This is a genomic window from Ancylobacter tetraedralis (assembly GCF_014195655.1).
In the GTDB taxonomy this organism is placed as follows: domain Bacteria; phylum Pseudomonadota; class Alphaproteobacteria; order Rhizobiales; family Xanthobacteraceae; genus Ancylobacter; species Ancylobacter tetraedralis.
This window is the reverse complement of record NZ_JACICD010000002.1, coordinates 189,056-210,498: the sequence shown is the minus strand read 5'-3', so window position 1 is coordinate 210,498 and position 21,443 is coordinate 189,056. Positions and strand designations below refer to the sequence as shown.

Genomic DNA, 21,443 nt, shown 5'->3' with positions numbered 1-21,443 from the left:
CACACGGCCCGTAATGCAAAAAGAGCGGGCTCCGGTGGCGGAACCCACTCTCAACCGACCAGATAGTCGCTATGAGAATTAGTGAATGACCGTCTTATACATCCAAATGACGGACCGGCGCAAGCCGAGCGGCGGCCGGGGTGCGGCCGGGGTGCGGCGGGCGGTTCCCCCGCTTGCCGGCAGCGGCGCTCCATCGCATAAGCGGACCATGCCCGAGAGCCGCCCTCCCCGCGTTGAATCCCCTGTTCTGACCGAGCGCGCGCCGGCCAAGGTGAACCTGTCGCTGCGCGTGCTCGGACGGCGCGCGGACGGTTATCACGAATTGTCGAGCGTGGTCGCCTTTGCCGGCGCGGGCGACCGGCTGACGCTGCAGCCGGGGGACGAACTCGCGCTGGACCTCGCCGGGCCGGGCGCGGGGACACTGGCGGCGGACCCGGACAATCTCGTGCTGCGGGCCGCGCGCGACCTGGTCGCGCGGATTCCCGGCCTCGTCACCGGGCGTTTCACACTCGACAAGCGCCTGCCGGTCGCGGCGGGCATTGGCGGCGGATCGGCGGACGCGGCCGCCGCGCTGCGGCTGCTGGCGCGGGCGAACGGCCTGCCACGGGGCGATGCGCGCCTGTTCGCCGCCGCGCTGGCCACCGGCTCGGATGTGCCGGCCTGCCTGTACAGCCGAAGCTGCCGGATGGCCGGGCGCGGTGAAGCAATCACCCCGCTCGCGCTGCCCCGGTTCGGCGCGCTGCTGGTCAATCCGCGCGTGCCGGTGCCGACACCGGACGTGTTCCGCGCCCTCGCCCTCACACCGGGCACGACGCTCGCCGCCGCCAGGCCCGTCCCGGCCTTTGTCGCGCAGGGGCCGGCGCTGGCCTGGTTGATGGACGAGCCGAACGACCTCGAGCCGCCCGCCCGTCGCCTCGCCCCGGTTCTGGACGATGTGGCGAGCGCGCTGCGGGCGACGCCGGAGGTGCGGCTCGTGCGCATGTCGGGCTCCGGTGCGACCATGTTCGCGCTCTATCCGGACTGCCGCGCCGCCGCGCGGGCCGGCAAGCAGGTCGCCGCCGCTCATCCCGGTTGGTGGGTGAAGTCGACCATCCTCGGCTGAGGGAAAGTAATGCACACCGCCCTGCTCTTCGTCCTCGCCGCCCTGCTGGAGATCGCCGGCTGCTTCGCCTTCTGGGCGGTGGTGCGCAGCGGGGCGAGCGCGCTGTGGCTGGCGCCGGGCGTGGCGAGCCTGATCGCCTTCGCCGGCGTGCTGACGCAGGTCGATGCGCCGATGGCCGGGCGCGCTTTCGCCGCCTATGGCGGGATCTATGTCGCCGCGTCGCTCGTCTGGCTGTGGCAGGTGGAGGGCTTCCGGCCCGATCGCTGGGACCTGCTGGGCGGCGCGGTCTGCCTCGCCGGCGCCGCCATCGTGGTGTTCGGCCCGCGCGGCTAGAGACGGCGTGCGCTAGAGAACCCGCTCCAGCGCGGCGGCGAGGCGGCGCTTCACCTCATCCTTGGCCGGTTCGGAGGCCTTGAAGATGGCGGCGAAGCGGAAGAATTCCAGCACGCGGAAATCATGCACGTTGGGCCGGATCAGGATGTCCGGCGCGCCGTTCTTCAGCTTCTCGCCGACAATCGACGAGGCCATGATCTGCAGCGTGGCGAACATCGCCTCGAACGGCGCCGGCACGCCGCGCATTTCCGTGCCATGGCCGCCGGTAATGTCGACCGCCAGCACGATATCGGCCCGGGCGCGCAGCAGGTCGAAGGGCAGCGGGTTGACCGCGCCACCATCGACCAGCGTGTGCCCGCCATGCTGGACGGGGCGCATCAGCCCCGGAATGGCGAGCGAGGCCGCCACCGCCGGGCGGATCGGGCCCTGTTCGAACATGCGCTCGCAGCGGCCCCAGTAATCGGTCGCCACCACCTGCAGCGGAATGCCGAGCTCCTCGAAGGTCTCGGGCACGATGTCGGGGAGAAAGCCGGCAATCATCTGCTCGGCATCGATCAGCACGGGATTGCCGAGCCCGGCGAAGAGATGGGAGATGCGCCCCACCCGGGCCGCCAGCAGGCGCCGCATCACCTCGCCGCGATTGCGCAGCGTGTGGGCGACCAGCTGGCGCAACTCGCGGGCGGGCATGCCGGCGGCATAGACGCTGGCGAACAGCGCGCCAATGGAAGCGCCCGCCAGCGCCACCGGCTTCACGCCGAGATCGTCCAGCGCCTCCAGCACGAGAACATGCGAGAGGCCGCGCGCTCCGCCCGAGCCGAGCGCCACCGCGATGCGCGGCCCCGGCGCGGGCGGGGCGGGGCTGTGCTCGCCGGAGACGACGATGCCGTCATAGGCCGGCGCCGCGCGGGGAGAGCGGCGGGCCTTCTGTGTCACGGAGAGATCGGGGGCTGCCGCGAGGTCGTTCATGATGCTTCCTGTCCCGCCCCTGACTGGCCTGCGACCGCGGCATTTGTTGGGAAATGCTGCGGCGCACGCTCTATCTGGTGTCGCTCCCCAGCGCGCGCCAGGCGATATCGCGACGATAGAAGCCTTCCGGCCAGTCGATCAGCGCCGCGCCGTCATAGGCGCGCTCGCGCGCCTCGGCCACATTGCCGCCGATGGCCGCGATGTTGAGCACGCGCCCGCCATTGGCGAGAATCGCCGCGCCCTCGCGCCGTGTCCCGGCGTGGAACACCTTCACGCCGGGAATGCTCTCCGCCGCGCCGATGCCCGAGATGCGCGAGCCCTTGGAATAGCTGCCGGGATAGCCGCGCGCCGCCATGACCACGGTGATCGCCGCCTCGGGCTTGAGCGGCACCGGCTGGCTCTCCAGCCGCCCGGTCGCCACCGCGTGGAGCAGCGGCAGCAGGTCGGCGTCGAGCCGCAGCATCAGCGCCTGGCATTCGGGATCGCCGAAGCGGACATTGTATTCGATGAGCTTGGGGCCCTTGGTGGTGATCATCAACCCGGCGAACAGCACGCCCCGATAGGGGCAATCGGCATCGGCGAGCGCGCGCGCGGTGGGCTTGATGATCTCACCGAGCACCCGGCGCTCGATCTCGGCGGTGAAGATGGGCGCGGGCGAGTAGGCGCCCATGCCGCCGGTATTGGGGCCCTCGTCGCCATCGAAGGCGCGCTTGTGGTCCTGCGCCGAGCCGAAGGGCAGCACGGTCTCGCCGTCGACGAGGCAGAAGAAGGAGACTTCCTCGCCTTCGAGAAATTCCTCGATGAGGATCTCGGTGCGAAAGCCCGCCTCCGACCCGCCCATGGCGAAGACCTCGTCGATCCCGGCCAGCGCCTCGTCCAGCGTCAACGCGACGATGACGCCCTTGCCGGCCATCAGCCCGTCGGCCTTGAGCACGATGGGCGCGCCGTGGCGCTCGACATAGGCGCGGGCGGCTTCGCGGTCGTCGAACCGGCCGAAAGCGGCGGTCGGGATGTTGTGCGCCTTGCACAATTCCTTGGTGAAGAGCTTGGAGCCTTCCAGCTGCGCCGCGACCTGGCGCGGACCGAACACCGCGATGCCCTCGTTGATCAGCCGGTCGGCAATGCCCTCGACCAGCGGCGCCTCGGGGCCGACCACCACGAGGTCGATCCGATACGCCCCGCACAGCGCGACGATGGCGTCGTGGTCGGTGAGCGCAATGCCCTCGAAACAGGTCGCGTAGTCGGCGATACCGGGATTTCCCGGCACGGCGAAGAAGCCCTCAATGAGCGGGCTCTGCGCCAGCTTCCAGGCGAGCGCATGCTCGCGGCCGCCCGAGCCGAGCAGAAGAACGTTCATGCCGAGTGCCTCCAGCCGCCGGTGTCCGTGCTTCGCCTAAACGTTCGGGCGGCAGGGGGCAAGACCCGTCGCACGTCGGCCCGTCGCGCGTCGGCCCGTCGCGCGGCGCATGCGTCGCCTACTCGTAGGCGAGCGCCACCACGGGATCGAGCCCGGCCGCCTTGCGCGCCGGCAGGTAGCCGAAGATCAGCCCGGTGAGGAAGGCGCAGCCAAAGGCCAGCAGCGGCGGCAGCAGGCTGAGCACGATGCTGACGCCGAGACTCTCCAGCAGCACCGCGACGCCGATGCCGAGCGCGACGCCCACCGCCCCGCCGACGCCGCACACGACAAGCGCCTCGGTGTTGAACTGCAGCATGATGTTGCTCATGCGCGCGCCCGTCGCCATGCGTATGCCGATCTCGCGGGTGCGCTCGGTCACGCTCACCAGCATGATGTTCATGACCCCGATGCCGGCCACCAGCAGCGAGATGGCGGCGACGCAGCCCAGCACGAGAGTGAGCGTGTTCTGGGTCTCCACAGCGGTTTCCAGGAACTGCGCGGTGTTGCGTACCTGGAAGTCCTCCGCCTGGTGGCGATCCGTGATGATGCGGGTGACGTCGGCCTCGACGCGCGGAATGTCGGCGGCGTTCTCCACCTTCACGGTGACGGAGTTGACGAAGCGGCGGCCGAAGATCCGCACGAAGCCGGTGGAGAGCGGCACCAGCGCGACGTCGTCCTGATCCTGCCCGAAGGCGTTGGCGCCGCGGGCGGCGAGGATGCCGATCACCTCATAGGGCACGTTCTTCACGAGGATGTAGCGCCCGAGCGGGTCATCCTCGCCGAACAGGTTGGTGGCCACGGTCTGTCCCAGCACGATAACAGGGGCATAGGCACGCACGTCGTCCGCCGTGAACATCACACCCTTGGCGATCGGCCAGTCGCGGGCTGCCAGATAATCGGCACTGGTGCCGGTGACCGTGGTGAAATAATCTTCCGAGCCGAAGCGCAGCGTGTAGCGGCCGGTGCGCTCGGGCGCCACATCGGCGATGCCGGGAACGGCGCGCAGCGCCTCCGCATCCTCCGGCAGCAGCGTGGCATTGTCGCCGGAGGAGCGCACGCCCACCGCGCCGGGACGAATGATGAGCAGGTTGGTGCCGATCTGCGCGATGCGCTCCATCACCCGCGCCTTGCCGCCATCGCCCACCGCCAGCATGGTGATGACCGAGGCGACGCCGATGACGATGCCGAGCAGCGTCAGCGCGGTGCGGAAAATATTGGCGTGCATCGAGGAAAAGGCCATGCGCACGGCTTCGGCCACGTCGGGCACGAAGCGGGCGAGCCCGCCGCGCCGCGCCGGGCCGACGGCGGGCAACGGCACGCGGGCCGGCTCCTCCTCCCGCCGCTCGTCGGAGACGATGCGCCCGTCCTGGAAGCGCACGACGCGCCGCGCATGGGCCGCGACATCGGGGTCATGGGTGATGAGGATGACCGTGTGGCCCTCCCCGTTCAGCTCCCGCAGCAGCGCCAGCACTTCCTCGCCCGAGCGCGAATCGAGCGCGCCGGTGGGCTCGTCGGCGAGAATGATCGGGGCGGCGTTCATCAGCGCGCGGGCGATGGAAACGCGCTGCTGCTGGCCGCCGGAGAGCTGGCCGGGCCGGTGCGCGCTGCGGTCGCCGAGGCCGAGGCGCTCCAGCAGCACATGGGCGCGCTCGACGCGCGGCTCCTTGGCCGCGCCGGCATAGATGGAGGGGATCTCGACATTCTCCGCCGCCGTGAGGGTCGGCAGCAGGTTGTAGCGCTGGAACACGAAGCCGAAGGTCGAACAGCGCAGCGCCGCCAGCGCATCCTTGTCGAGCGCGGCGACGTCGACGCCGTCGACGCGGTAGGCGCCGGCCGAGGGACGGTCGAGGCAGCCGATAATGTTCATCAGCGTCGACTTGCCCGAGCCGGACTGGCCCATGATGGCAACGAACTCACCGGGCATGATGGTGAGCGAAACACGGTCGAGCGCGCGCACCACGCTCTCGCCATTGGGATAGATGCGGCTGACATCGTCCAATTCGACCATCGGGCGAAGGGCCGCGCCGGTGGCCGACGCGGCGGCCCGGCGCGCGATCTCCTCCTCGGCATCGAGCCGGCAGACGGGGCCGGGGGCGGGGGTGGGGGCGGGGGTGGGGGCGGGGCGGGCGACCTCCTCCATGACGGCCTCAGCCAAGCCGGGGCGGCATGGAGGGGCGCGGCTGGCCGGGCGGGCGGGGAGCCGCGGCACCCGCGCTGGCGCCGGTGACGACCGTCTCGCCAGGCTCCAGCCCTTCGACGATCTGCGTCACCGTGCGGTTGGACAGGCCGGTCTGCACCACGCGATCCTCGGTGCCGCCCGGGGTGACCACCTTCACGACATGCGAGCCGTCGCGGCGGGTCCGCAGCGCCTGCGTGGGCACCAGCGGCACGTCCCTGGCCTCGCCGAGGCGGAAGAACACCTGCGCGGTCATGTTGGTCATGAGCGTCAGGTCCTCGTTCGGCACGTCGATCAGCACGTTGTAGAGTACCACGTCGTTGACGATGGTCGGGGTCGGCTCGATCTGCCGCACCTGCCCCTGCCAGCGCCGGTCGGGCAGGCCGAGAGTGGAGAAATAGGCCGGCGTGCCGATGCGGATGCGGGGAATGTCGCCTTCCGCCACCTGGGCCGTCACCGTCATGGTCTGCAGGTCGGCGATGCGCAGCACGATGGGGGCGGACTGGTTGGCGTTCAGCGTCGAGCCCTCGCGGGCGGTGATCGAGACCACCGTTCCATCCATGGGCGCGTAGATCTTGGTGTAGCCGAGATTGGCGAGATCGCCGTCCAGCGTCGCCTGGGTCTGGGCGATCTGCGCCTTGAGCGCGTCGATCTTGGCAACGCTGATCCGTTCGGTCGCGTCGGCGGCGTCCGCCGCGTCGCGGCTGCCGGACTGGTTGGCGAGCAATTGCTGGGCGCGCTGGTTGCGCAGCCGGTCGAGGGTGAGCTGGGCCTGCGCCTGCGCCAGCTGGGCGCGCAGATTGTCGAGGCTGGCGCGATCGCCGGCCACCCGGGTCTGGTAGACGGTGGGGTCGATCTCGGCGAGGAGGTCGTCCTTCTTCACCACCGCGCCGACATCGGGATCGATGCGGCGCAGCTGGCCGGAGACCTGCGTGCCGACATCGACATAGTTCTTCGGCTGCATGTTGGCGATGGCGGTGACGGTGGTCTCGATATCGCCGCGCTCGACCTTCGCGGTCTGGTAGGCCGGCACCGCCTGCGCCTCGGCGGCGAGGTGGCGGTAATACGCATAGCCCCCGCCCGCGCCGCCCAGCACGAGCAGCAGCAGCACGCCCGACCAGCGGCGCCGCCGCGTCGCCCGCGTGCCTGCCGTCCAACCGCCTTCCGACCTCTGCAACATCGCCCCGCTCGCCCGAACCATTCTCCTCGGGGATAAGGCCGAACCGCCAGCGTAAAAAGTGAATTCCCTGTAATGATGGACCACGCCATCATATTGGAGCCATTCCAACAACTATTACCGCAGTAACGCAGCCGCCGGTCGGCCTGTTGGCTCAGGAATCGAAGGGTCGGTACTCGCCGGTCTTCGGGTCGCGACGCAAGGTCACGCGGGTCGCCGGCACATTGGCCTCTTCCGCCCGCCGGGCGGCATCGAGTTCGGCATTCACGCGGCGCGATTCGCCGGCCAGAAGCTTGACCAGAGCCGCGGCACCCATGGCACCGAGGGCGAGCACGATCACAGGCGGCATGGTGCGATTTCCCATTCGCGGGGCAGAATGATCATAGGCCGTACCGGTTCCAGAGCGAACGCTCCTCGGCGACGGCGAGCAGGTTCTCGGCGATGCCGGCACCGATCGCCGGCGCCATGGCGCCCGCGTCGAGGCCGGCAATGCCGGGAACGCGCCGGCTGAACAGGCCGCTCTTGCCCTCGATCAGCGGTGTCACGACCTTCTCGCCATAGCGCGCGCGCAGAAACGAGCGGATCTCGCCGATGGCATCGACAAGGCCGAGTTCCTGCGCCTGCGTCGCGGTCCAGAACGCACCGGAGAACAGCGTCGCCTCGTCATGGCTGAGCACGTCGCCGCGCCGCTGGCGCACCAGCCCGACAAAGGCGTCATGAATTTCCTTCTGCAACGCCTTCAGCCGCTCGACATCCTCCGCCTTTTCCGGCTGGAACGGGTCGAGGATCACCTTGCTCTCGCCAGCGGTGTAGACACGCCGGTCGATGCCGAGCTTGTCGAGCGCGCGGTTGAAGCCGAAGCCGGCGCTCACCACGCCGATCGAGCCGACGATGGAAAACGGATCGGCGACGATCTCGTCGGCGGCGCTGGCGATCATATAGCCGCCGGACGCCGCCACATCCTCGACGAAGGCGATGACCGGGAGGTTCTTTTCCTCCGCCAGCAGGCGGATGCGGCGATGGACGAGATGCGACTGCACCGGTGAGCCGCCGGGCGAGTTGATCACCAGCGCCACCGCTTTCGCCCCCTTCACCGCGAAGGCGCGGTCGAGCACCCGCGCCGTATTGGCGAAGGTGATGCCGGGATTGAACGGCCGCGACATGCCGATCGCGCCGCTGAGCCGCACCACCGGCACGATGGCGGTACCCGCGCGCAACCGTGCGGGCAGGACAGGATCGAGGCGGCGGCGGAATTCGGCGAAGAAGGATGCATTGGCCATGCCCAAGACATAGGGCGTCGCATCGGCCGGCTCAAGCCGGCATCGGCCGAGAGTCCAGCGGCGTGTCCTGCGGCGAGTCCTGCAGCGAGTCCAGCGACGTGCCCTGCGAACCGCGCAGCGCCGCTTCCACGCTCGCCCCCTCGCGCAGGATGCGCCCGGCCGCCACGCTCGGCCGGCCATCCGCGCCGGCGAGCACCAGACCGGGGAGCAGCACGGGCGGCGTGCGCCGGCCCTTGATGGCTCCGATGAGCAGGCGGATCGCCGGCGCCTCGGGGCGCGGATGCACGGGGCGGATCGTCACGGCACCGAAACGGCCGCGAAGAAGCGTGAGGAGCGCCTCGATGGCCTCGGGCCGGTGGATCAGCGCGAGCCGCCCGCCCGGCTCCAGCAGCCGCCCCGCGGCGGTGAGCCACGCCTCTATCCCGGCATCGGCCACGCTGTGCGCCAGCGCCCGGCTGGCGCGCGGGGAGACGCGGTGGCGGGCGGGGTCGTTGAAGGGCGGGTTCATCAGCACGAGATCGGCCGCCCCGGCCGCCGGCGCGGGCGGGCCCGAAGGACGCCCTACCCGCTCGACCGCCCCGGTCACGACGCTGACCCGCGCCGACAGATCGGGAGACTGGCGGGCGGCATTGTGGCCCGCCAGCGCGGCGGTGGCGGGATCGATCTCCACCAGCGTGAGCGCAACCCGCGCGAGGCGGGTGGCCAAAGCCAGCCCCGCCGCCCCGATTCCGGCCCCGAGATCGACCGCCCGTCGCGCATCGTCCGGCACGCTGGCGGCCAGCAGCAGCGCGTCGTGCCCGGCGCGATGCCCCCGCGCCGGCTGCAGCAGATGAAGCCGCCCGCCGAGGAGAGCGTCGTCGGTCAATTCCGGCTCACCCCATCCAGGCTCGCGCGGCGCGGGCGCGGCGTCCGTTTCCAATTCGCCCGTCATTGTGCGGAAAGCTCGGCACCGAGGCCGGCTTCCTTCAGCAGGGCGCGAGCGACGGCCAGGCGCGCCTCCTCCACCAGAAGGCGGCGCGGCAGCAGGCCGATCGAGCCTTCCATCACGCTCATGTGCTGATCCAGCACGAGATGGCCGATTCCCGCCCCGTCGAGCAGCGCCTCGACGGCGGAGAGAAGAACGATGTCATTGGTCCGGATGAGTTCGCGCATGGCGCCATCATGCCACGTTCATGCGGCGATGAGAGCCGGCCGGGCGGGATTGGGCGACGGCTTCGGCTCTTTCCGTCAATGGCGTATTTACGCTATGGGGATGGTCGGCGCTCGGGTTGATGGCGGCCGGGGTTGCGCTTCGCGCGCGCGACAACCGGTCTTCACACCTCGTGCTGGCGTTTTGGTGAAGAGATTCGGAAGGAACCCCGTGGCCGTCGTTCTGCCCTTCGATCCTGCCGCCGAGGTCTCGGCCGCGCCCTCCATCGAGGGCATCGTCAATCTGGTCCGCGCGGACATGGAGCGGGTCAACGCCCTGATCCTCTCGCGTACCGGCTCCGACGTGACGATGATCCCGGAGGTCGCGCAGCACCTGATTTCCTCGGGCGGCAAGCGGCTGCGGCCGATGCTCACCCTCGCCACGGCCGGGCTCGCCGCCTATCAGGGCGATGGCGCGGTCAAGCTCGCCGCCTCGGTCGAGTTCATGCACACGGCGACGCTGCTGCATGACGACGTGGTCGACGACAGCGAGATGCGCCGTGGCAAGCTCGCCGCCCGCATGCTGTGGGGCAACGAAGCGAGCGTGCTGGTGGGCGACTTCCTGCTCGGCCAGGCCTTCCGCATGATGATCGAGGTCGGCAACCTCACAGCGCTGGACATTCTGTCCAACGCCGCCGTGGTCATTGCCGAGGGCGAGGTGGCCCAGCTCGCCGCCGCCAAGAACACCGCCACCAGCGAGGACGAATATCTCGCCGTCATCCGTGGCAAGACCGCCGAACTGTTCGCCGCCGCCTGCGAGGTCGGGCCGGTGCTGGCCGAGCGGCCCAAGGCGGAGCAGGTCGCCTGCCGCAGCTACGGCATGAATCTGGGCATCGCTTTCCAGCTCGTCGACGACGTGCTCGATTATGGCGGCTCCGGCGCCGCGCTCGGCAAGAATGTCGGCGACGATTTCCGCGAGGGCAAGATCACCCTGCCGATCATCCTCGCCTTCCGCCGCGGAACCGAGGAGGAGCGCGACTTCTGGCGCCGCAGCCTGGAGCGCGGGGAGATCGGCGAGGGCGACCTCGCGCGCGCCGTCGGGCTGCTCGAATGCCACCAGGCGCTCGCCGACACGGTCAAGCGTGCGCGCCATTATGGCTCCATGGCGTGCGATGCGCTCGGCCTCTTCCCGGCCGGGCCGGCCAAGCGGGCGCTGCTCGACGTGGTGGAGTTCTGCATCTCGCGGGTGAACTGAAAGCCGAGCGGCTTTCAGCGTCCTACCGCCGCCCCGCGAAGAAATCGCGCAGCAACTGCGCCGCCGCGCGCTCGCCGAGGCCGCCATAGATATCGGGACGGTGATGGCAGCTCGGCTGGGCGAAGAAGCGCACGCCGCTTTCCACCGCCCCGCCCTTGGGGTCGGCCGCGCCGTAATAGAGCCGGCGCAGCCGCGCCCAGGCGATCAGCCCCGCGCACATGGTGCAGGGCTCCAGCGTCACATAGAGATCGCAGTCGGGCAGCCGGTCGCTGCCGATGAGGGCCGCCGCCGCCCGCACCACCAGCATTTCGGCATGGGCGGAGGGGTCGGCGCGTTCGCGCGTGCGATTGCCGTCGGCGGCGATCACCACGCCACCCCGCACCAGCACGGCGCCTACCGGCACCTCGCCGCGCGCGCCCGCCTTGCCGGCCTCGGCCAGCGCCAGATCCATGAAACCGGCGCGCGATGTCGAGCGCAATCCCGCGCCTGTTTCCGGGCCCGATTCCGGGCCTGTATTCTGCCGCTCGGTCACTTCTCGCTCACCTGATCGCCGCTTGCCGCCCTCGCACGCCGCAAATGCTCGCCTCAAGGCGACGGACGTGCTAGCACCCGCGCCCCAATACGGATATCGCTTTGCACTCCGGATCGTCGCCAAGGACCGGACCGAACCCCCGGACGATTGCACCCCATGCCCAAGAACACGCCGCCCCGCAAGGACCAGAACCGCGTACCGCGCGCCCCGCGTACCCTCGCCCCGGCCGAGCCGCGCGAGGCCGAGCGCGTCGCCAAGGTCATCGCCCGCGCGGGGCTCGGCTCGCGCCGCGAGATCGAGGAATGGATCCTCGCCGGCCGCGTGGCGGTGAATGGCGAGGTGCTGGAAAGCCCCGCCCGCACCGTTACGGAGGCGGACCACATCAGCGTGGACGGCGCGCCGCTGCCCGAGAAGGAGCGCACGCGGCTGTTCCTCTACCACAAGCCCAAGGGCGTGGTGACGACCAATTTCGACCCCGAGGGGCGCCCCACCCTGTTCGAGATCCTGCCCGGCGGCCTGCCGCGTCTGGTTTCGGTCGGCCGGCTCGACCTCAATACCGAGGGGCTCATCCTCCTCACCAATGATGGCGGCCTGTCGCGGGTGCTGGAACTGCCGGAAACCGGCTGGCTGCGCCGCTACCGCGTGCGCGCCAAGGGCTCGATCACCCAGGACAAGCTCGACGCGTTGATCCACGGCATCACGGTCGAGGGCGTGCATTACGGGCCGATCGAGGCACTGCTCGACCGCGTGCAGGGCTCCAATGTGTGGCTGACGCTGGCGCTGCGCGAGGGCAAGAACCGCGAAGTCCGCAACGTGCTCGGCAGCCTCGGGCTCGACGTCAACCGGCTGATCCGGCTTTCCTACGGCCCGTTCCAGCTCGGCGAGATCGCGCAGGGCGCGGTCGAGGAAGTGCGCACCCGCGTGCTGGCCGACCAGCTCGGCCCCGAGCTTTCCGCCGCCGCCGGCGCGGATTTCGAGGGTCCGCTGTTCAACCATGCCGACGAGGACGAGGCGCCCCGCCGCCCCGCCGCGAAAAAGGCCGGCTATGCCAAGCCGGAAGGGTCGGAGGACCGCCACCGCCGCCGGCCGATCGACACCGAGGAAAGCCCCGAGCGCAGCGTGACCTCCGGCCTGGTGGCCGATCGCAAGGGTCGCAAGGTGCTGGTGCAGCGTGTGCGCTCCACCGCCACCGAGGAGGCCGAGGAGGCCCCCGCCCGCCCGGCCCGCCGCAGCGACGACGCCCGCACCACGTCACGCCCCACCCGCGAGGGTGGCGGCGAGCGCACCTTCCGCCGGCGGCCCGACGGCGAGGGCGCCCCGGCCGAGGCCGAGGCCGGCGACGCCCCCCGGCCCGCGCGTGCCGGCCGTCCCGAGCGCAAGCCCACGCGGGACCGCGCCGCCGCCGGCCCCCGCCCCGCCCGCCCGCGCTTCGAGGAGCGCGGACCGCGCGAGGAACCGGAGGGCGGCAATCGCCCGTTCCGTGAACGCAGCGAGCGTCCCACGGGCGACCGTCCGTTCCGCGAACGCAGCGAGCGCCCCGCTGGCGATCGTCCGTTCCGCGAACGTAGCGAGCGTCCCACGGGCGACCGTCCGTTCCGCGAACGCAGCGAGCGTCCCACGGGCGACCGTCCGTTCCGTGAACGCAGCGAGCGTCCCGCTGGCGATCGTCCGTTCCGTGAACGCAGCGAGCGTCCCACGGGCGATCGTCCGTTCCGTGAACGCAGCGAGCGTCCCGCTGGCGATCGTCCGTTCCGTGAACGCAGCGAGCGCCCCATGGGTGATCGTCCGCAACGTCGGGAGCGCTCGGAGGGTGCGCGGCCCTATCGTGGCGAGGCAACCGACCGACCCTTCACCGGCCGGGTGAAATCCGAGCAGAGCCGCGCGCGGCGCCCGCGTCCCGGCGAGGGCGAGGATGGCGCGCGCGTGGAGCGTCCCGTCCGTCCGCCGCGCGATCTCGACCGTCCGCGCCGCGAGGATGCCGAGCGGCCCGTGCGCCGCTTCGATCGTCCCGAGCGCACCAGTGAGGATCGCCCCCCGCGCCGCGAACGGCCCGAGGGCGGCCGGACCTATGGCGAGAAGTCGTTCGGGGAGAAATCTCCCGGCGAGAAGCGCCCGTTCCGCGAGAAGCGCTCCTTTGGCGACAGGCCCGAGCGCGGCGAGCGGCCGGCCGGAAAGCCGTTCGGGAGCCGACCGGGTGGTGAACGGTCGGGTGGTGAACGGTCGGGTGGCGAGCGGGCCGGCGGCGGCAAATCCTTTGGCGGCAAATCCTTTGGGAACAAGCCCGCCGGCGGCAAATCCTTCGGCGGCAAGCCGGGTGGCGCCCCGCGCGCTGGCGGCAAGCCGGGCGGTGGAAAGCCGGGCGGTCCGCGTTCCGGTGGCAAGCCCGGCGGCTCCCCCGGCGGAAAGCCGGGCGGGCGCCCGCCGCGCGCGCCGCGCGGCTGAGGCGGGCTGAAACGTGCGCATTGTCGGCGGGCGCTTCAAGGGACGCCCCTTGCACGGGCCGTCCTCCAACGCCACCCGGCCCACGTCGGACCGGCTGCGCGAGGCGCTGTTCAACGTGCTCGCGCATGCCTATGACGACGCCGCGTCGGGCGCGCGGGTGCTGGACCTGTTCGCCGGCACCGGCGCGCTGGGGCTGGAGGCGCTCTCGCGCGGGGCGAAGCTCGCGGTGTTCGTGGACGAGGCTCCCGAGCCGCGCGCGCTGATCCGCGCCAATATCGAGGCGCTGGGCCTCGGCGGCATCACCCGCATCTTCCGCCGCGACGCGACGAAGCTCGGCGAGGCGATGGCGAGCGACGCCTTCGACCTCGTCTTCTGCGATCCCCCCTATGGGCGCGGCCTCGCCGGGCTGGCGCTGGCCAATGCGCGCGCGGGCAAATGGCTCGCGCCCGGCGCGCTTGTCATCGTTGAGGAAGCGGCCGAGGCCGGCTTCACCGCGCCGGAGGGCTTCGAGGAGCTGGAACGGCGGCGCTACGACACGACCGAGATCGTGATCCTGCGCGCGCCGGACATCGCGGCCACCCCGGTGACGGTCAGCTCTTCCGCCTGAGCGTTCAGCCGATCGAGGCAACCGCGTCGAGGATGCGGGCAATGTCCTCCGGCCGCGACAGACGGTGATCGCCATCCTTCACCAGCGTCACCACCACGTCGTCCTCGGCGAGGCAGGTGCTGAGCCGCAAGGCGTGCTGCCAGGGCACCACATCATCGGCGACGCCCTGGAGGATGCGCACGGGGCAGCCGACGGCGAACGGCGCGCCCAGCACCAGATTGGCCCGTCCGTCCTCGATGAAGGCGCGGGTGATGGGCGTGGTGCCGTGCTCGCTCTGGCGGTACCACACGCCCTTCTCCAGGATTTCCGCGCGAATCTCCGGGGTCATCGCCTTCCACATCAGCTCTTCGCTGAAGTCGGGCGCCGGGGCGATCAGCACCAGCCCGGCGAGGCGCGAGGGCTCGCCGCGCGCGGCCAGCGCCCGCGCCAGCAGCAGCGCGATCCAGCCGCCCATGGAGGAGCCGACCACGACCTGCGGTCCGCTCGTCTCGCCGTCGAACACCGCGAGCGCCTCCTGCGCCCAGCGCGAGATGGTGCCGTCAATGAAACGCCCACCGGATTCGCCATGGCCGGAATAGTCGAAGCGCACCACCGGCCGGCCGGTCTCTACGCCCCACGTGGCCAAAGCCTCCGCCTTGCTGCCGCACATGTCCGAGAGATAGCCGCCGCACCACAGCACGCCGGGGGCTCCCTCGCCGGCCCCGGCCGGGGTGGACCGCACCGCGATCGACCGCGCATCCTCGCCCACGGCGATGAAACGGGGTTGTGTCTGTGCTATCTGAACGGCGGTTTCCGTCATGCCCGTCTCCTTGAGGTCGCCGCCGCAATGCCGGCCCGTGCCGCGCCGGCACTTGCGATTCGCGCCGCCCGCGCCATCTTCACCTACAGGCCGGACGGGAGCGCGAACAGGGCTCCCCTCCGGCTTGCGGCAGGGCGCGTGAAACTCATCCGGGCATTGATGCGTTCGACCCTGTCGTACCGTTGACTTCTGACCGGTTTGTCAACATGTTCTGCGACCGTTTTACGCGCGCGGAACGAGCCGTCTGGCACGCTTCAGGTCGCGGTAGAGCAGTTTTTCTGAAACGGCAGAGGAGAAAGCCGCCATTCGTCGCCCTATGAGACCCGTCGCGCCGGAGAAGGAAGGCCCGCGCGTCAACGAAGACATCCGCATCCGCGAAGTGCAGCTCATCGATCAGGAGGGCCAGAATCTTGGCGTCATCCCGACTCGTGATGCCATTCTGCGTGCGCAGGAAGCCGGCCTCGACCTCGTCGAGATCGCGCCGAACTCCGTGCCGCCGGTATGCAAGATTCTCGATTACGGCCGCTTCAAGTACCAGAATCAAAAGAAGGCCAACGAGGCCCGCAAGAAGCAGCACATCGTCGAGATCAAGGAAATCAAGCTGCGTCCCGGCATCGACACCCATGACTACGAGGTGAAGATGAAGGCGATCCACCGCTTCTTCGAGGAAGGTGACAAGGTGAAGATCACCCTGCGCTTCCGCGGCCGCGAGATGGCGCATCAGGAGCTCGGCTACAAGCTGCTGAACAAGGTGAAGGAAGAACTCGCCCCCATCGCCAAGGTGGAAGCCGAGCCTTCGCTGGAAGGCCGGCAGATGATCATGGTGCTGGCTCCCCGCTGAGCCGGTACCTTCACGACGACTGCACCTGCGTCATCCCGGAACGGCCGAGAGGCCGTATCCGGGTTGTTTCGTGCGCGGGTAGCGTTGAAAGCGCGCAAGAGCGCGCGCCTCAGTCCGGCAGCGTGCCGTTCTCCGCCAGCACGGCGCCGGCGAGATAGAGCGAGCCGGTGATGAGCACGCGCGGCGCCGGCGCCACCGGGAAGGCGCTCAGCCCATCCAGCGCGGCCGCCACGCTCGGCGCGACCGAAGCGCTGATGCCATGCGCGCGCGCCGCGCCCGCCACCGCCTCGGGCGGCTGGCCCTTGTGCTCGCCCGGCACCGGCACGGCCACGAGTTCACGCGCGAGCCCGGCGAAGGGCGCCAGGAACGCGCCGGAATCCTTGGTTCCCAGCATACCGACGATCATTACCAGCGGGCGGGACACCCGGTCCTCGAGGTCGGCCAGCGCCGCCGCGAGTGCCTGCCCACCCGCCGCGTTGTGGCCGCCGTCGAGCCAGATGTCGACGCCCTGCGGCGCGCGCTGGGTGAGCGGGCCCGGCCCCAGGCGCTGCAGCCGCGCCGGCCATTGCGCGGCGCGCATGCCCTCCTCGAAGGCCGAAGCCGGCAGGCGGAAGGCGGGATCGCGCTGCCCGGCCACCCGCAGCGCTTCCACCGCCAGCCCGGCATTGCCGATCTGGTGCGGGCCGACGAGACGCGGGCGCGGCAGGTCCATGAGGCCGTCCTCATCGGCGACGACGAGGCGCCCGCCCTCTTCATGGGCCTGGAACTGCTCGCCCATGATGCTGAGCGGCGCCCTGAGGCGGGCCGCCTGACGCTCGATCACAGCCAGCGCCTCGGGCGGCTGGCGCCCGATCACCGCCGGAACAAGGCGCTTGAGAATGCCGGCCTTCTCCCCCGCGATCTCTGCGACGGTGCCGCCGAGGAAATCGACATGGTCGATGGAGACCGGGGTGATCACGCTGACCAGCGGCGTCTCGATGACGTTGGTCGCATCCAGCCGCCCGCCAAGCCCCACTTCCAGCAGCAGCACATCCGCCTTCACCTCGGCGAAAAGCAGCATGGCGGCGGCGGTGGTGATTTCGAAAAAAGTGATGGGCGCGCCCTCATTGGCGCGTTCGGCGCGGGCGAGCGCCTCGGTGAGCGTGGCGTCGTCGACCAACTGGCCGGCCAGGCGGATGCGCTCGTTGAAACGCACCAGGTGGGGCGAGGTGTAGACATGCACGCGCTTGCCCGCGGCCTCCAGCACCGCGCGCATGAAGGCGACGGTGGAGCCCTTGCCATTGGTACCGGCGACATGAATGACCGGCGGCAGGCGCGTCTCGGGATGGCCGAGCCGCTCCAGCAACCGCCACATGCGATCGAGCGAGAGGTCGATCAGCTTCGGGTGCAGCGCCAGAAGGCGGGAGAAGATGTCTTCCACCGCGTCCCGTGGCTGGGGCAGGGCCGGCATGGCAACCTCAGGCGCCCACCGGCGCGGCGACGGGCGCAGGCGCGGGTGCCGCCTCGGCCTCGGCCGGGGCCGGCTTCACGACAGGCTGTTCGGCCGCCACCGCCGGCGCCCGCATCAGCAGGCGGCACACCCGGCCCAGCGTGGCGCGCATCTCATGGCGGTGCACGACCAGATCGACCATGCCGTGATCGCGCAGATATTCGGCGCGCTGGAACCCCTCGGGCAGCTTCTCGCGGATGGTCTGCTCGATGACGCGGGGACCGGCAAAGCCGATCAGCGCCCCCGGCTCGGCGATCTGGATGTCGCCCAGCATGGCGTAGGACGCCGTGATGCCGCCGGTGGTCGGGTTGGTGAGAACGACGATATAGGGGAGCCTCGCCTCGCGCAGTTCCTGCACGGCGCAGGTGGTGCGCGGCATCTGCATCAGCGAGAGGATGCCTTCCTGCATGCGCATCCCGCCGCCGCAGGCGAACATGATGAACGGCGTGCCGCGCGCGGCGGCGGTCTCCAGCCCGGTGATGATCGCCTCGCCGGCGGCCATGCCGAGCGAGCCGCCCATGAAGCCGAAATCCTGCACGGCGACCGTGACCGGCAGGCCTTCCAGCTTGCCATAGCCGACCTTCAGCGCATCCTGCGCGCCGGTCTTGGCGCGGGCATCGCGCAGGCGGTCGGGGTAGCGCTTCTCGTCGCGGAACTTCAGCGGGTCGACCGGCATGGCTGGCAGGGCGATGTCATACCATTTGCCGCCGTCGAACACCGAGCGCAGCCGGGCCGCCGGCTCCATGCGCATGTGGTAGCCGGAGCCGGGAACGACGTGGAGATTGGCCTCAAGGTCCTTGTGGAACACCAGCTGGCCGGTCTCCGGGCATTTCACCCAGAGATTTTCCGGCACGTCGCGGCGATTGAGGAAGCTGTTCAGCTTCGGGCGGACGACGTTCGAGATCCAGTTCAACGGCGTGGCTCCGGACGGAAAACGGGAAGCGGCACGGGCGCGCCTTGGCACGCCGGCTTTCTCATCTAATGCCGAAAGCCGGCCAAGGGAAGGCGCCCGGAAGGCGTTGCAGCATGCGGGCCTCGCAGATGCACACCTGCGGGGCCTCGCACATGAGGGCAGAGCGCGCTACTCGGCGGCCTCGCGCCGCACGCCGCGCACCGCCTGCGCCAACCGGGCGACCAGCGAGGTGACGGCGGAAACCGTGGCCGGCGTCGCGCGGTTGTTGCTGTCGAGGCTGGCGCGCAGCGCATCGACGATCGCCGAACCCACCACAACGCCATCCGCCCCGGCGGCGATGGCGGCGGCCTGCTCGGGCGTGCGGACGCCGAAGCCGACCGCGACCGGCAGCACGGTATGGCGCTTGATACGCGCCACCGCCTCGCCGACCCGATCCGCGTCCGGCGTCGCCGAGCCGGTAATGCCGTTGATGGAGACGTAGTAGACGAAGCCGGCCGTGTTCGCGAGCACGGCTGGCAGACGCTTGTCGTCGGTGGTCGGCGTGGCGAGGCGGATGAAGGCGAGGCCGGCCAGCAGCGCCGGCAGGCACAGCTCGTTGTCCTCCTCCGGCGGCAGGTCGACGACGATGAGCCCGTCCACCCCGGCCGCCTTGGCGTCCACCAGGAAACGGTCGACGCCATAAATATAGATCGGGTTGTAATAACCCATCAGCACGATCGGCGTGGCATCGTCCTGCTTGCGGAATTCGCGCACCAGCTGGATCGTCCTGGCCAGCGTCTGGCCGGCGGCCAGGGCGCGCAGGCCCGCCGCCTGGATCGCCGGGCCATCGGCCATCGGGTCGGTGAAGGGCACGCCGAGCTCGATCACGTCGGCACCCGCCACTGGGAGCGCCTTGAGCACGGCCAGCGAGGTGTCGTAGTCGGGATCGCCGGCGGTAATGAACGTCACCAGCGCCGCGCGCCCTTCCGTGGCGCAGGCGGCAAAGCGATGGTCGAGGCGGGTTGTCGGGCGGGCGGTCATAGGCGGGTCCCCAGAATTTCCGCCACCTGCGGAATGTCCTTGTCGCCACGGCCGGAGAGGTTGACCACCATGAGATGGTCGCTCGGCAGGGTCGGGGCGAGATCGATCACCTTGGCGAGGGCATGGGCCGGCTCCAGCGCGGGGATGATGCCCTCGAGCTTCGACACCAGCTGGAAGGCGGCCAGCGCCTCGTCATCGGTGGCGGAGATGTAGGTGGCGCGGCCGATATCGTGCAGCCAGCTATGTTCCGGGCCGATGCCGGGATAGTCGAGGCCGGCCGAGATGGAATGCGCCTCGGTGATCTGGCCGTCATCGTCCATCAGCAGATAGGTGCGGTTGCCGTGCAACACGCCCGGGCGCCCGCCGGTGAGCGAGGCGGCGTGCTGGCCGGTGGGGATGCCGTGGCCGGCCGCCTCGACGCCGAAGATCTGCACGCCGGTGTCGTCGAGGAAGGGATGGAACAGGCCCATCGCGTTGGAACCGCCGCCGATGCAGGCGATCAGGCTGTCCGGCAGGCGGCCTTCCGCCTCCAGCATCTGCTCGCGCGTCTCCCGGCCGATGATGGACTGGAAGTCCCGCACCATGCCCGGATAGGGATGCGGGCCGGCCACCGTGCCGATGCAGTAGAACGTGTCGTGCACGTTGGTCACCCAGTCGCGCAGCGCCTCGTTCATGGCGTCCTTGAGCGTGCTGGAGCCCGACTTCACCGGCACCACTTCCGCGCCGAGCATCTTCATGCGGAACACGTTGGGCGCCTGACGCGCGACATCCACCGCGCCCATGTAGACGACGCATTTCAGCCCGTAGCGCGCGCACAGCGTGGCGGTGGCGACGCCGTGCTGGCCCGCCCCCGTCTCGGCGATGATGCGCTCCTTGCCCATGCGGCGGGCGAGCAGGATCTGGCCGAGCACGTTGTTCACCTTGTGCGAACCCGTGTGGTTCAGCTCCTCGCGCTTGAAATAGATCTTCGCGCCCATGCCCCCCGGGGCGCTGGCGCGCAGGTGCTCGGTGAAGCGCTCGGCATAGTAGAGCGGGCTCGGCCGGCCGACATAGTGCTTGAGCCCGGCATCCATCTCCGCCTTGTAGGCGGGGTCGGCCTTGGCCTGCTGGTAGGCCTCGTCGAGATCGAGGATGAGCGGCATGAGCGTTTCGGCGACGAAACGACCGCCGAAAATGCCGAAATGGCCGTTTTCGTCGGGGCCGGTGCGGAAGGAATTCGGAACGTTCACGACAGGCTCGTCTCTCTCGCGGGTGAAGTGTCGGCCGGTCGGGCGGGAGCGGTGGCGGCCGTGTCCGCCTCCCGCGCCGCGCGCACGAAGGCGGCGATACGATCTGGGTCCTTGATGCCGGGTGCACGCTCGACACCGGACGATACGTCGACGCCGTCGGGACGGATCAATCGCACCGCGGCGCCGACATTGGCCGGGTCGAGGCCGCCGCCCAGCAGGAAGGGGGTCTCGAAGGCCCGGCCGGCGATCAGGTTCCAGTCGAAGGGAACCCCGTTTCCGCCCGGCAGCACGGCGCCCTTGGGCGGCTTGGCATCCAGCAGCAGCCGGTCGGCCCGCCCGTCATAGGCGGCCAGCCGGTCGAGGTCGGCGGGCATGGCGATGCCGACGGCCTTCATCACCGGCACCCCGAAACGGGCGCGGAGGATGGCGAGCCGCTCGGGGGGCTCCGTGCCGTGCAACTGGAGCAGGTCCGGCCGTACGGAAGCGACAATGGCGGCGAGCGTGGCGTCATCGGCATCGACGGTGAGCGCGACGATCCCGGCGCGGCCGCGCGCCCGCGCGGCGAGGGCCTGCGCCGTGGCGAGATCGACATGGCGCGGGCTGGGCGGGAAGAACACCATGCCCACCATGTCGGCCCCCGCCCCGAGCGCCGCATCCAGCGTCTCGGGGGTGCTGAGCCCGCAGATTTTGATCTCAAGCGCCAAGGCCGTCTCCTCGAAGAGAGCCACCTAGCACGGAACCGCGGGCGGAGGCGAGGT

General features: G+C 70.4%; 21 protein-coding genes. 6 read left to right on the top strand and 15 right to left on the bottom strand.

Annotated elements, in window-relative coordinates; translation table 11 throughout:
- The first annotated feature begins 208 nt into the window (after positions 1 to 208).
- Both FHS55_RS06290 and FHS55_RS06285 read left to right on the top strand, forming a co-directional pair.
- A complete protein-coding gene (locus FHS55_RS06290) occupies positions 209 to 1,102 on the top strand; it encodes a 4-(cytidine 5'-diphospho)-2-C-methyl-D-erythritol kinase (RefSeq protein WP_183188850.1) in 894 nt (297 codons plus the stop codon).
- A 9-nt stretch (positions 1,103 to 1,111) separates the two neighbouring features.
- Positions 1,112 to 1,435: a YnfA family protein gene (locus tag FHS55_RS06285; RefSeq protein WP_183188849.1), complete on the top strand. Its 324-nt coding sequence runs from the start codon at positions 1,112 to 1,114 to the stop codon at positions 1,433 to 1,435.
- 12 nt (positions 1,436 to 1,447) lie between these two features.
- Here FHS55_RS06285 and FHS55_RS06280 read toward each other — a convergent pair whose 3' ends face one another.
- The 8 genes from FHS55_RS06280 to FHS55_RS06245 form a co-directional block, all read right to left on the bottom strand.
- Entirely contained in the window at positions 1,448 to 2,401 is a 954-nt protein-coding gene (locus FHS55_RS06280) for a patatin-like phospholipase family protein (RefSeq protein WP_183188848.1), read from the bottom strand.
- A gap of 70 nt (positions 2,402 to 2,471) precedes the next feature.
- Positions 2,472 to 3,758, bottom strand: coding sequence for a phosphoribosylamine--glycine ligase (gene purD, locus FHS55_RS06275; RefSeq protein ID WP_183188847.1), 1,287 nt, complete (start codon positions 3,756 to 3,758; stop codon positions 2,472 to 2,474).
- A gap of 118 nt (positions 3,759 to 3,876) precedes the next feature.
- The gene (locus FHS55_RS06270; protein WP_183189242.1) at positions 3,877 to 5,805 is read right to left on the bottom strand and encodes a MacB family efflux pump subunit; all 1,929 of its coding nucleotides are present in this window, start codon (positions 5,803 to 5,805) and stop codon (positions 3,877 to 3,879) included.
- 139 nt (positions 5,806 to 5,944) lie between these two features.
- Positions 5,945 to 7,153, bottom strand: coding sequence for an efflux RND transporter periplasmic adaptor subunit (locus FHS55_RS06265; protein WP_183188846.1), 1,209 nt, complete (start codon positions 7,151 to 7,153; stop codon positions 5,945 to 5,947).
- Between the two features lie 151 nt (positions 7,154 to 7,304).
- Positions 7,305 to 7,499: a hypothetical protein gene (locus FHS55_RS06260; protein ID WP_183188845.1), complete on the bottom strand. Its 195-nt coding sequence runs from the start codon at positions 7,497 to 7,499 to the stop codon at positions 7,305 to 7,307.
- A 31-nt stretch (positions 7,500 to 7,530) separates the two neighbouring features.
- On the bottom strand, positions 7,531 to 8,430 hold the full coding sequence (locus FHS55_RS06255) for a S49 family peptidase (protein WP_183188844.1): 900 nt from the start codon (positions 8,428 to 8,430) through the stop codon (positions 7,531 to 7,533).
- A gap of 31 nt (positions 8,431 to 8,461) precedes the next feature.
- A complete protein-coding gene (locus FHS55_RS06250; protein ID WP_246339899.1) occupies positions 8,462 to 9,295 on the bottom strand; it encodes a tRNA1(Val) (adenine(37)-N6)-methyltransferase in 834 nt (277 codons plus the stop codon).
- A 62-nt stretch (positions 9,296 to 9,357) separates the two neighbouring features.
- Positions 9,358 to 9,582, bottom strand: coding sequence for a putative signal transducing protein (locus tag FHS55_RS06245; RefSeq protein WP_183188842.1), 225 nt, complete (start codon positions 9,580 to 9,582; stop codon positions 9,358 to 9,360).
- A 208-nt stretch (positions 9,583 to 9,790) separates the two neighbouring features.
- On the opposite strand from FHS55_RS06245, the gene FHS55_RS06240 reads away from it, so the two are divergent.
- On the top strand, positions 9,791 to 10,813 hold the full coding sequence (locus FHS55_RS06240; protein ID WP_183188841.1) for a polyprenyl synthetase family protein: 1,023 nt from the start codon (positions 9,791 to 9,793) through the stop codon (positions 10,811 to 10,813).
- Between the two features lie 22 nt (positions 10,814 to 10,835).
- Here the strand turns inward: FHS55_RS06240 and FHS55_RS06235 are convergent, their stop codons facing one another.
- Positions 10,836 to 11,264 (bottom strand): nucleoside deaminase, encoded by a 429-nt coding sequence (locus FHS55_RS06235; RefSeq protein ID WP_183189241.1) that lies wholly within the window; start codon positions 11,262 to 11,264, stop codon positions 10,836 to 10,838.
- A 237-nt stretch (positions 11,265 to 11,501) separates the two neighbouring features.
- Between FHS55_RS06235 and FHS55_RS06230 the strand changes: the two genes are divergently transcribed.
- The gene (locus FHS55_RS06230) at positions 11,502 to 13,787 is read left to right on the top strand and encodes a pseudouridine synthase (protein WP_183188840.1); all 2,286 of its coding nucleotides are present in this window, start codon (positions 11,502 to 11,504) and stop codon (positions 13,785 to 13,787) included.
- Between the two features lie 13 nt (positions 13,788 to 13,800).
- Entirely contained in the window at positions 13,801 to 14,394 is a 594-nt protein-coding gene (gene rsmD, locus FHS55_RS06225; protein ID WP_183188839.1) for a 16S rRNA (guanine(966)-N(2))-methyltransferase RsmD, read from the top strand.
- Between the two features lie 4 nt (positions 14,395 to 14,398).
- Here rsmD and FHS55_RS06220 read toward each other — a convergent pair whose 3' ends face one another.
- Positions 14,399 to 15,193, bottom strand: coding sequence for an alpha/beta hydrolase (locus tag FHS55_RS06220; RefSeq protein WP_183188838.1), 795 nt, complete (start codon positions 15,191 to 15,193; stop codon positions 14,399 to 14,401).
- A gap of 316 nt (positions 15,194 to 15,509) precedes the next feature.
- Here FHS55_RS06220 and infC point away from each other — a divergent pair, with 316 nt between their 5' ends.
- Positions 15,510 to 16,034, top strand: a complete 525-nt coding sequence (gene infC, locus FHS55_RS06215) for a translation initiation factor IF-3 (protein ID WP_183188837.1) — start codon at positions 15,510 to 15,512, stop codon at positions 16,032 to 16,034.
- A 109-nt stretch (positions 16,035 to 16,143) separates the two neighbouring features.
- Here infC and FHS55_RS06210 read toward each other — a convergent pair whose 3' ends face one another.
- The 5 genes from FHS55_RS06210 to FHS55_RS06190 form a co-directional block, all read right to left on the bottom strand.
- Positions 16,144 to 17,484 carry a bifunctional folylpolyglutamate synthase/dihydrofolate synthase gene (locus FHS55_RS06210; RefSeq protein WP_183188836.1) on the bottom strand — a complete coding sequence of 447 codons (1,341 nt, stop codon included), beginning with the start codon at positions 17,482 to 17,484 and terminating at the stop codon, positions 16,144 to 16,146.
- 7 nt (positions 17,485 to 17,491) lie between these two features.
- Complete coding sequence (gene accD, locus FHS55_RS06205; protein WP_183188835.1) at positions 17,492 to 18,436, bottom strand: acetyl-CoA carboxylase, carboxyltransferase subunit beta; 945 nt, start codon at positions 18,434 to 18,436, stop codon at positions 17,492 to 17,494.
- Positions 18,437 to 18,604: 168 nt separating this feature from the next.
- The gene (gene trpA / locus FHS55_RS06200; protein ID WP_183188834.1) at positions 18,605 to 19,456 is read right to left on the bottom strand and encodes a tryptophan synthase subunit alpha; all 852 of its coding nucleotides are present in this window, start codon (positions 19,454 to 19,456) and stop codon (positions 18,605 to 18,607) included.
- The gene (gene trpB / locus FHS55_RS06195; protein ID WP_183188833.1) at positions 19,453 to 20,685 is read right to left on the bottom strand and encodes a tryptophan synthase subunit beta; all 1,233 of its coding nucleotides are present in this window, start codon (positions 20,683 to 20,685) and stop codon (positions 19,453 to 19,455) included. The genes trpA and trpB overlap by 4 nt, the downstream gene beginning before the upstream one ends.
- Complete coding sequence (locus FHS55_RS06190; RefSeq protein ID WP_183188832.1) at positions 20,682 to 21,389, bottom strand: phosphoribosylanthranilate isomerase; 708 nt, start codon at positions 21,387 to 21,389, stop codon at positions 20,682 to 20,684. The genes trpB and FHS55_RS06190 overlap by 4 nt, the downstream gene beginning before the upstream one ends.
- Between the last annotated feature and the right edge of the window lie 54 nt (positions 21,390 to 21,443).

Bases quoted from the DNA above. Each gene is read 5' to 3' on its own strand.
- purD (WP_183188847.1), bottom strand. From the start codon at position 3,758: ATGAACGTTCTTCTGCTCGGCTCGGGCGGCCGCGAGCATGCGCTCGCC.
- FHS55_RS06210 (WP_183188836.1), bottom strand. From the start codon at position 17,484: ATGCCGGCCCTGCCCCAGCCACGGGACGCGGTGGAAGACATCTTCTCC.
- FHS55_RS06235 (WP_183189241.1), bottom strand. From the start codon at position 11,264: ATGGATCTGGCGCTGGCCGAGGCCGGCAAGGCGGGCGCGCGCGGCGAG.
- FHS55_RS06260 (WP_183188845.1), bottom strand. From the start codon at position 7,499: ATGCCGCCTGTGATCGTGCTCGCCCTCGGTGCCATGGGTGCCGCGGCT.
- FHS55_RS06265 (WP_183188846.1), bottom strand. From the start codon at position 7,153: ATGTTGCAGAGGTCGGAAGGCGGTTGGACGGCAGGCACGCGGGCGACG.
- FHS55_RS06290 (WP_183188850.1), top strand. From the start codon at position 209: ATGCCCGAGAGCCGCCCTCCCCGCGTTGAATCCCCTGTTCTGACCGAG.
- trpA (WP_183188834.1), bottom strand. From the start codon at position 19,456: ATGACCGCCCGCCCGACAACCCGCCTCGACCATCGCTTTGCCGCCTGC.
- infC (WP_183188837.1), top strand. From the start codon at position 15,510: ATGAGACCCGTCGCGCCGGAGAAGGAAGGCCCGCGCGTCAACGAAGAC.
- FHS55_RS06220 (WP_183188838.1), bottom strand. From the start codon at position 15,193: ATGACGGAAACCGCCGTTCAGATAGCACAGACACAACCCCGTTTCATC.
- FHS55_RS06245 (WP_183188842.1), bottom strand. From the start codon at position 9,582: ATGCGCGAACTCATCCGGACCAATGACATCGTTCTTCTCTCCGCCGTC.
- FHS55_RS06270 (WP_183189242.1), bottom strand. From the start codon at position 5,805: ATGGTCGAATTGGACGATGTCAGCCGCATCTATCCCAATGGCGAGAGC.
- FHS55_RS06285 (WP_183188849.1), top strand. From the start codon at position 1,112: ATGCACACCGCCCTGCTCTTCGTCCTCGCCGCCCTGCTGGAGATCGCC.
- FHS55_RS06280 (WP_183188848.1), bottom strand. From the start codon at position 2,401: ATGAACGACCTCGCGGCAGCCCCCGATCTCTCCGTGACACAGAAGGCC.
- FHS55_RS06255 (WP_183188844.1), bottom strand. From the start codon at position 8,430: ATGGCCAATGCATCCTTCTTCGCCGAATTCCGCCGCCGCCTCGATCCT.
- FHS55_RS06230 (WP_183188840.1), top strand. From the start codon at position 11,502: ATGCCCAAGAACACGCCGCCCCGCAAGGACCAGAACCGCGTACCGCGC.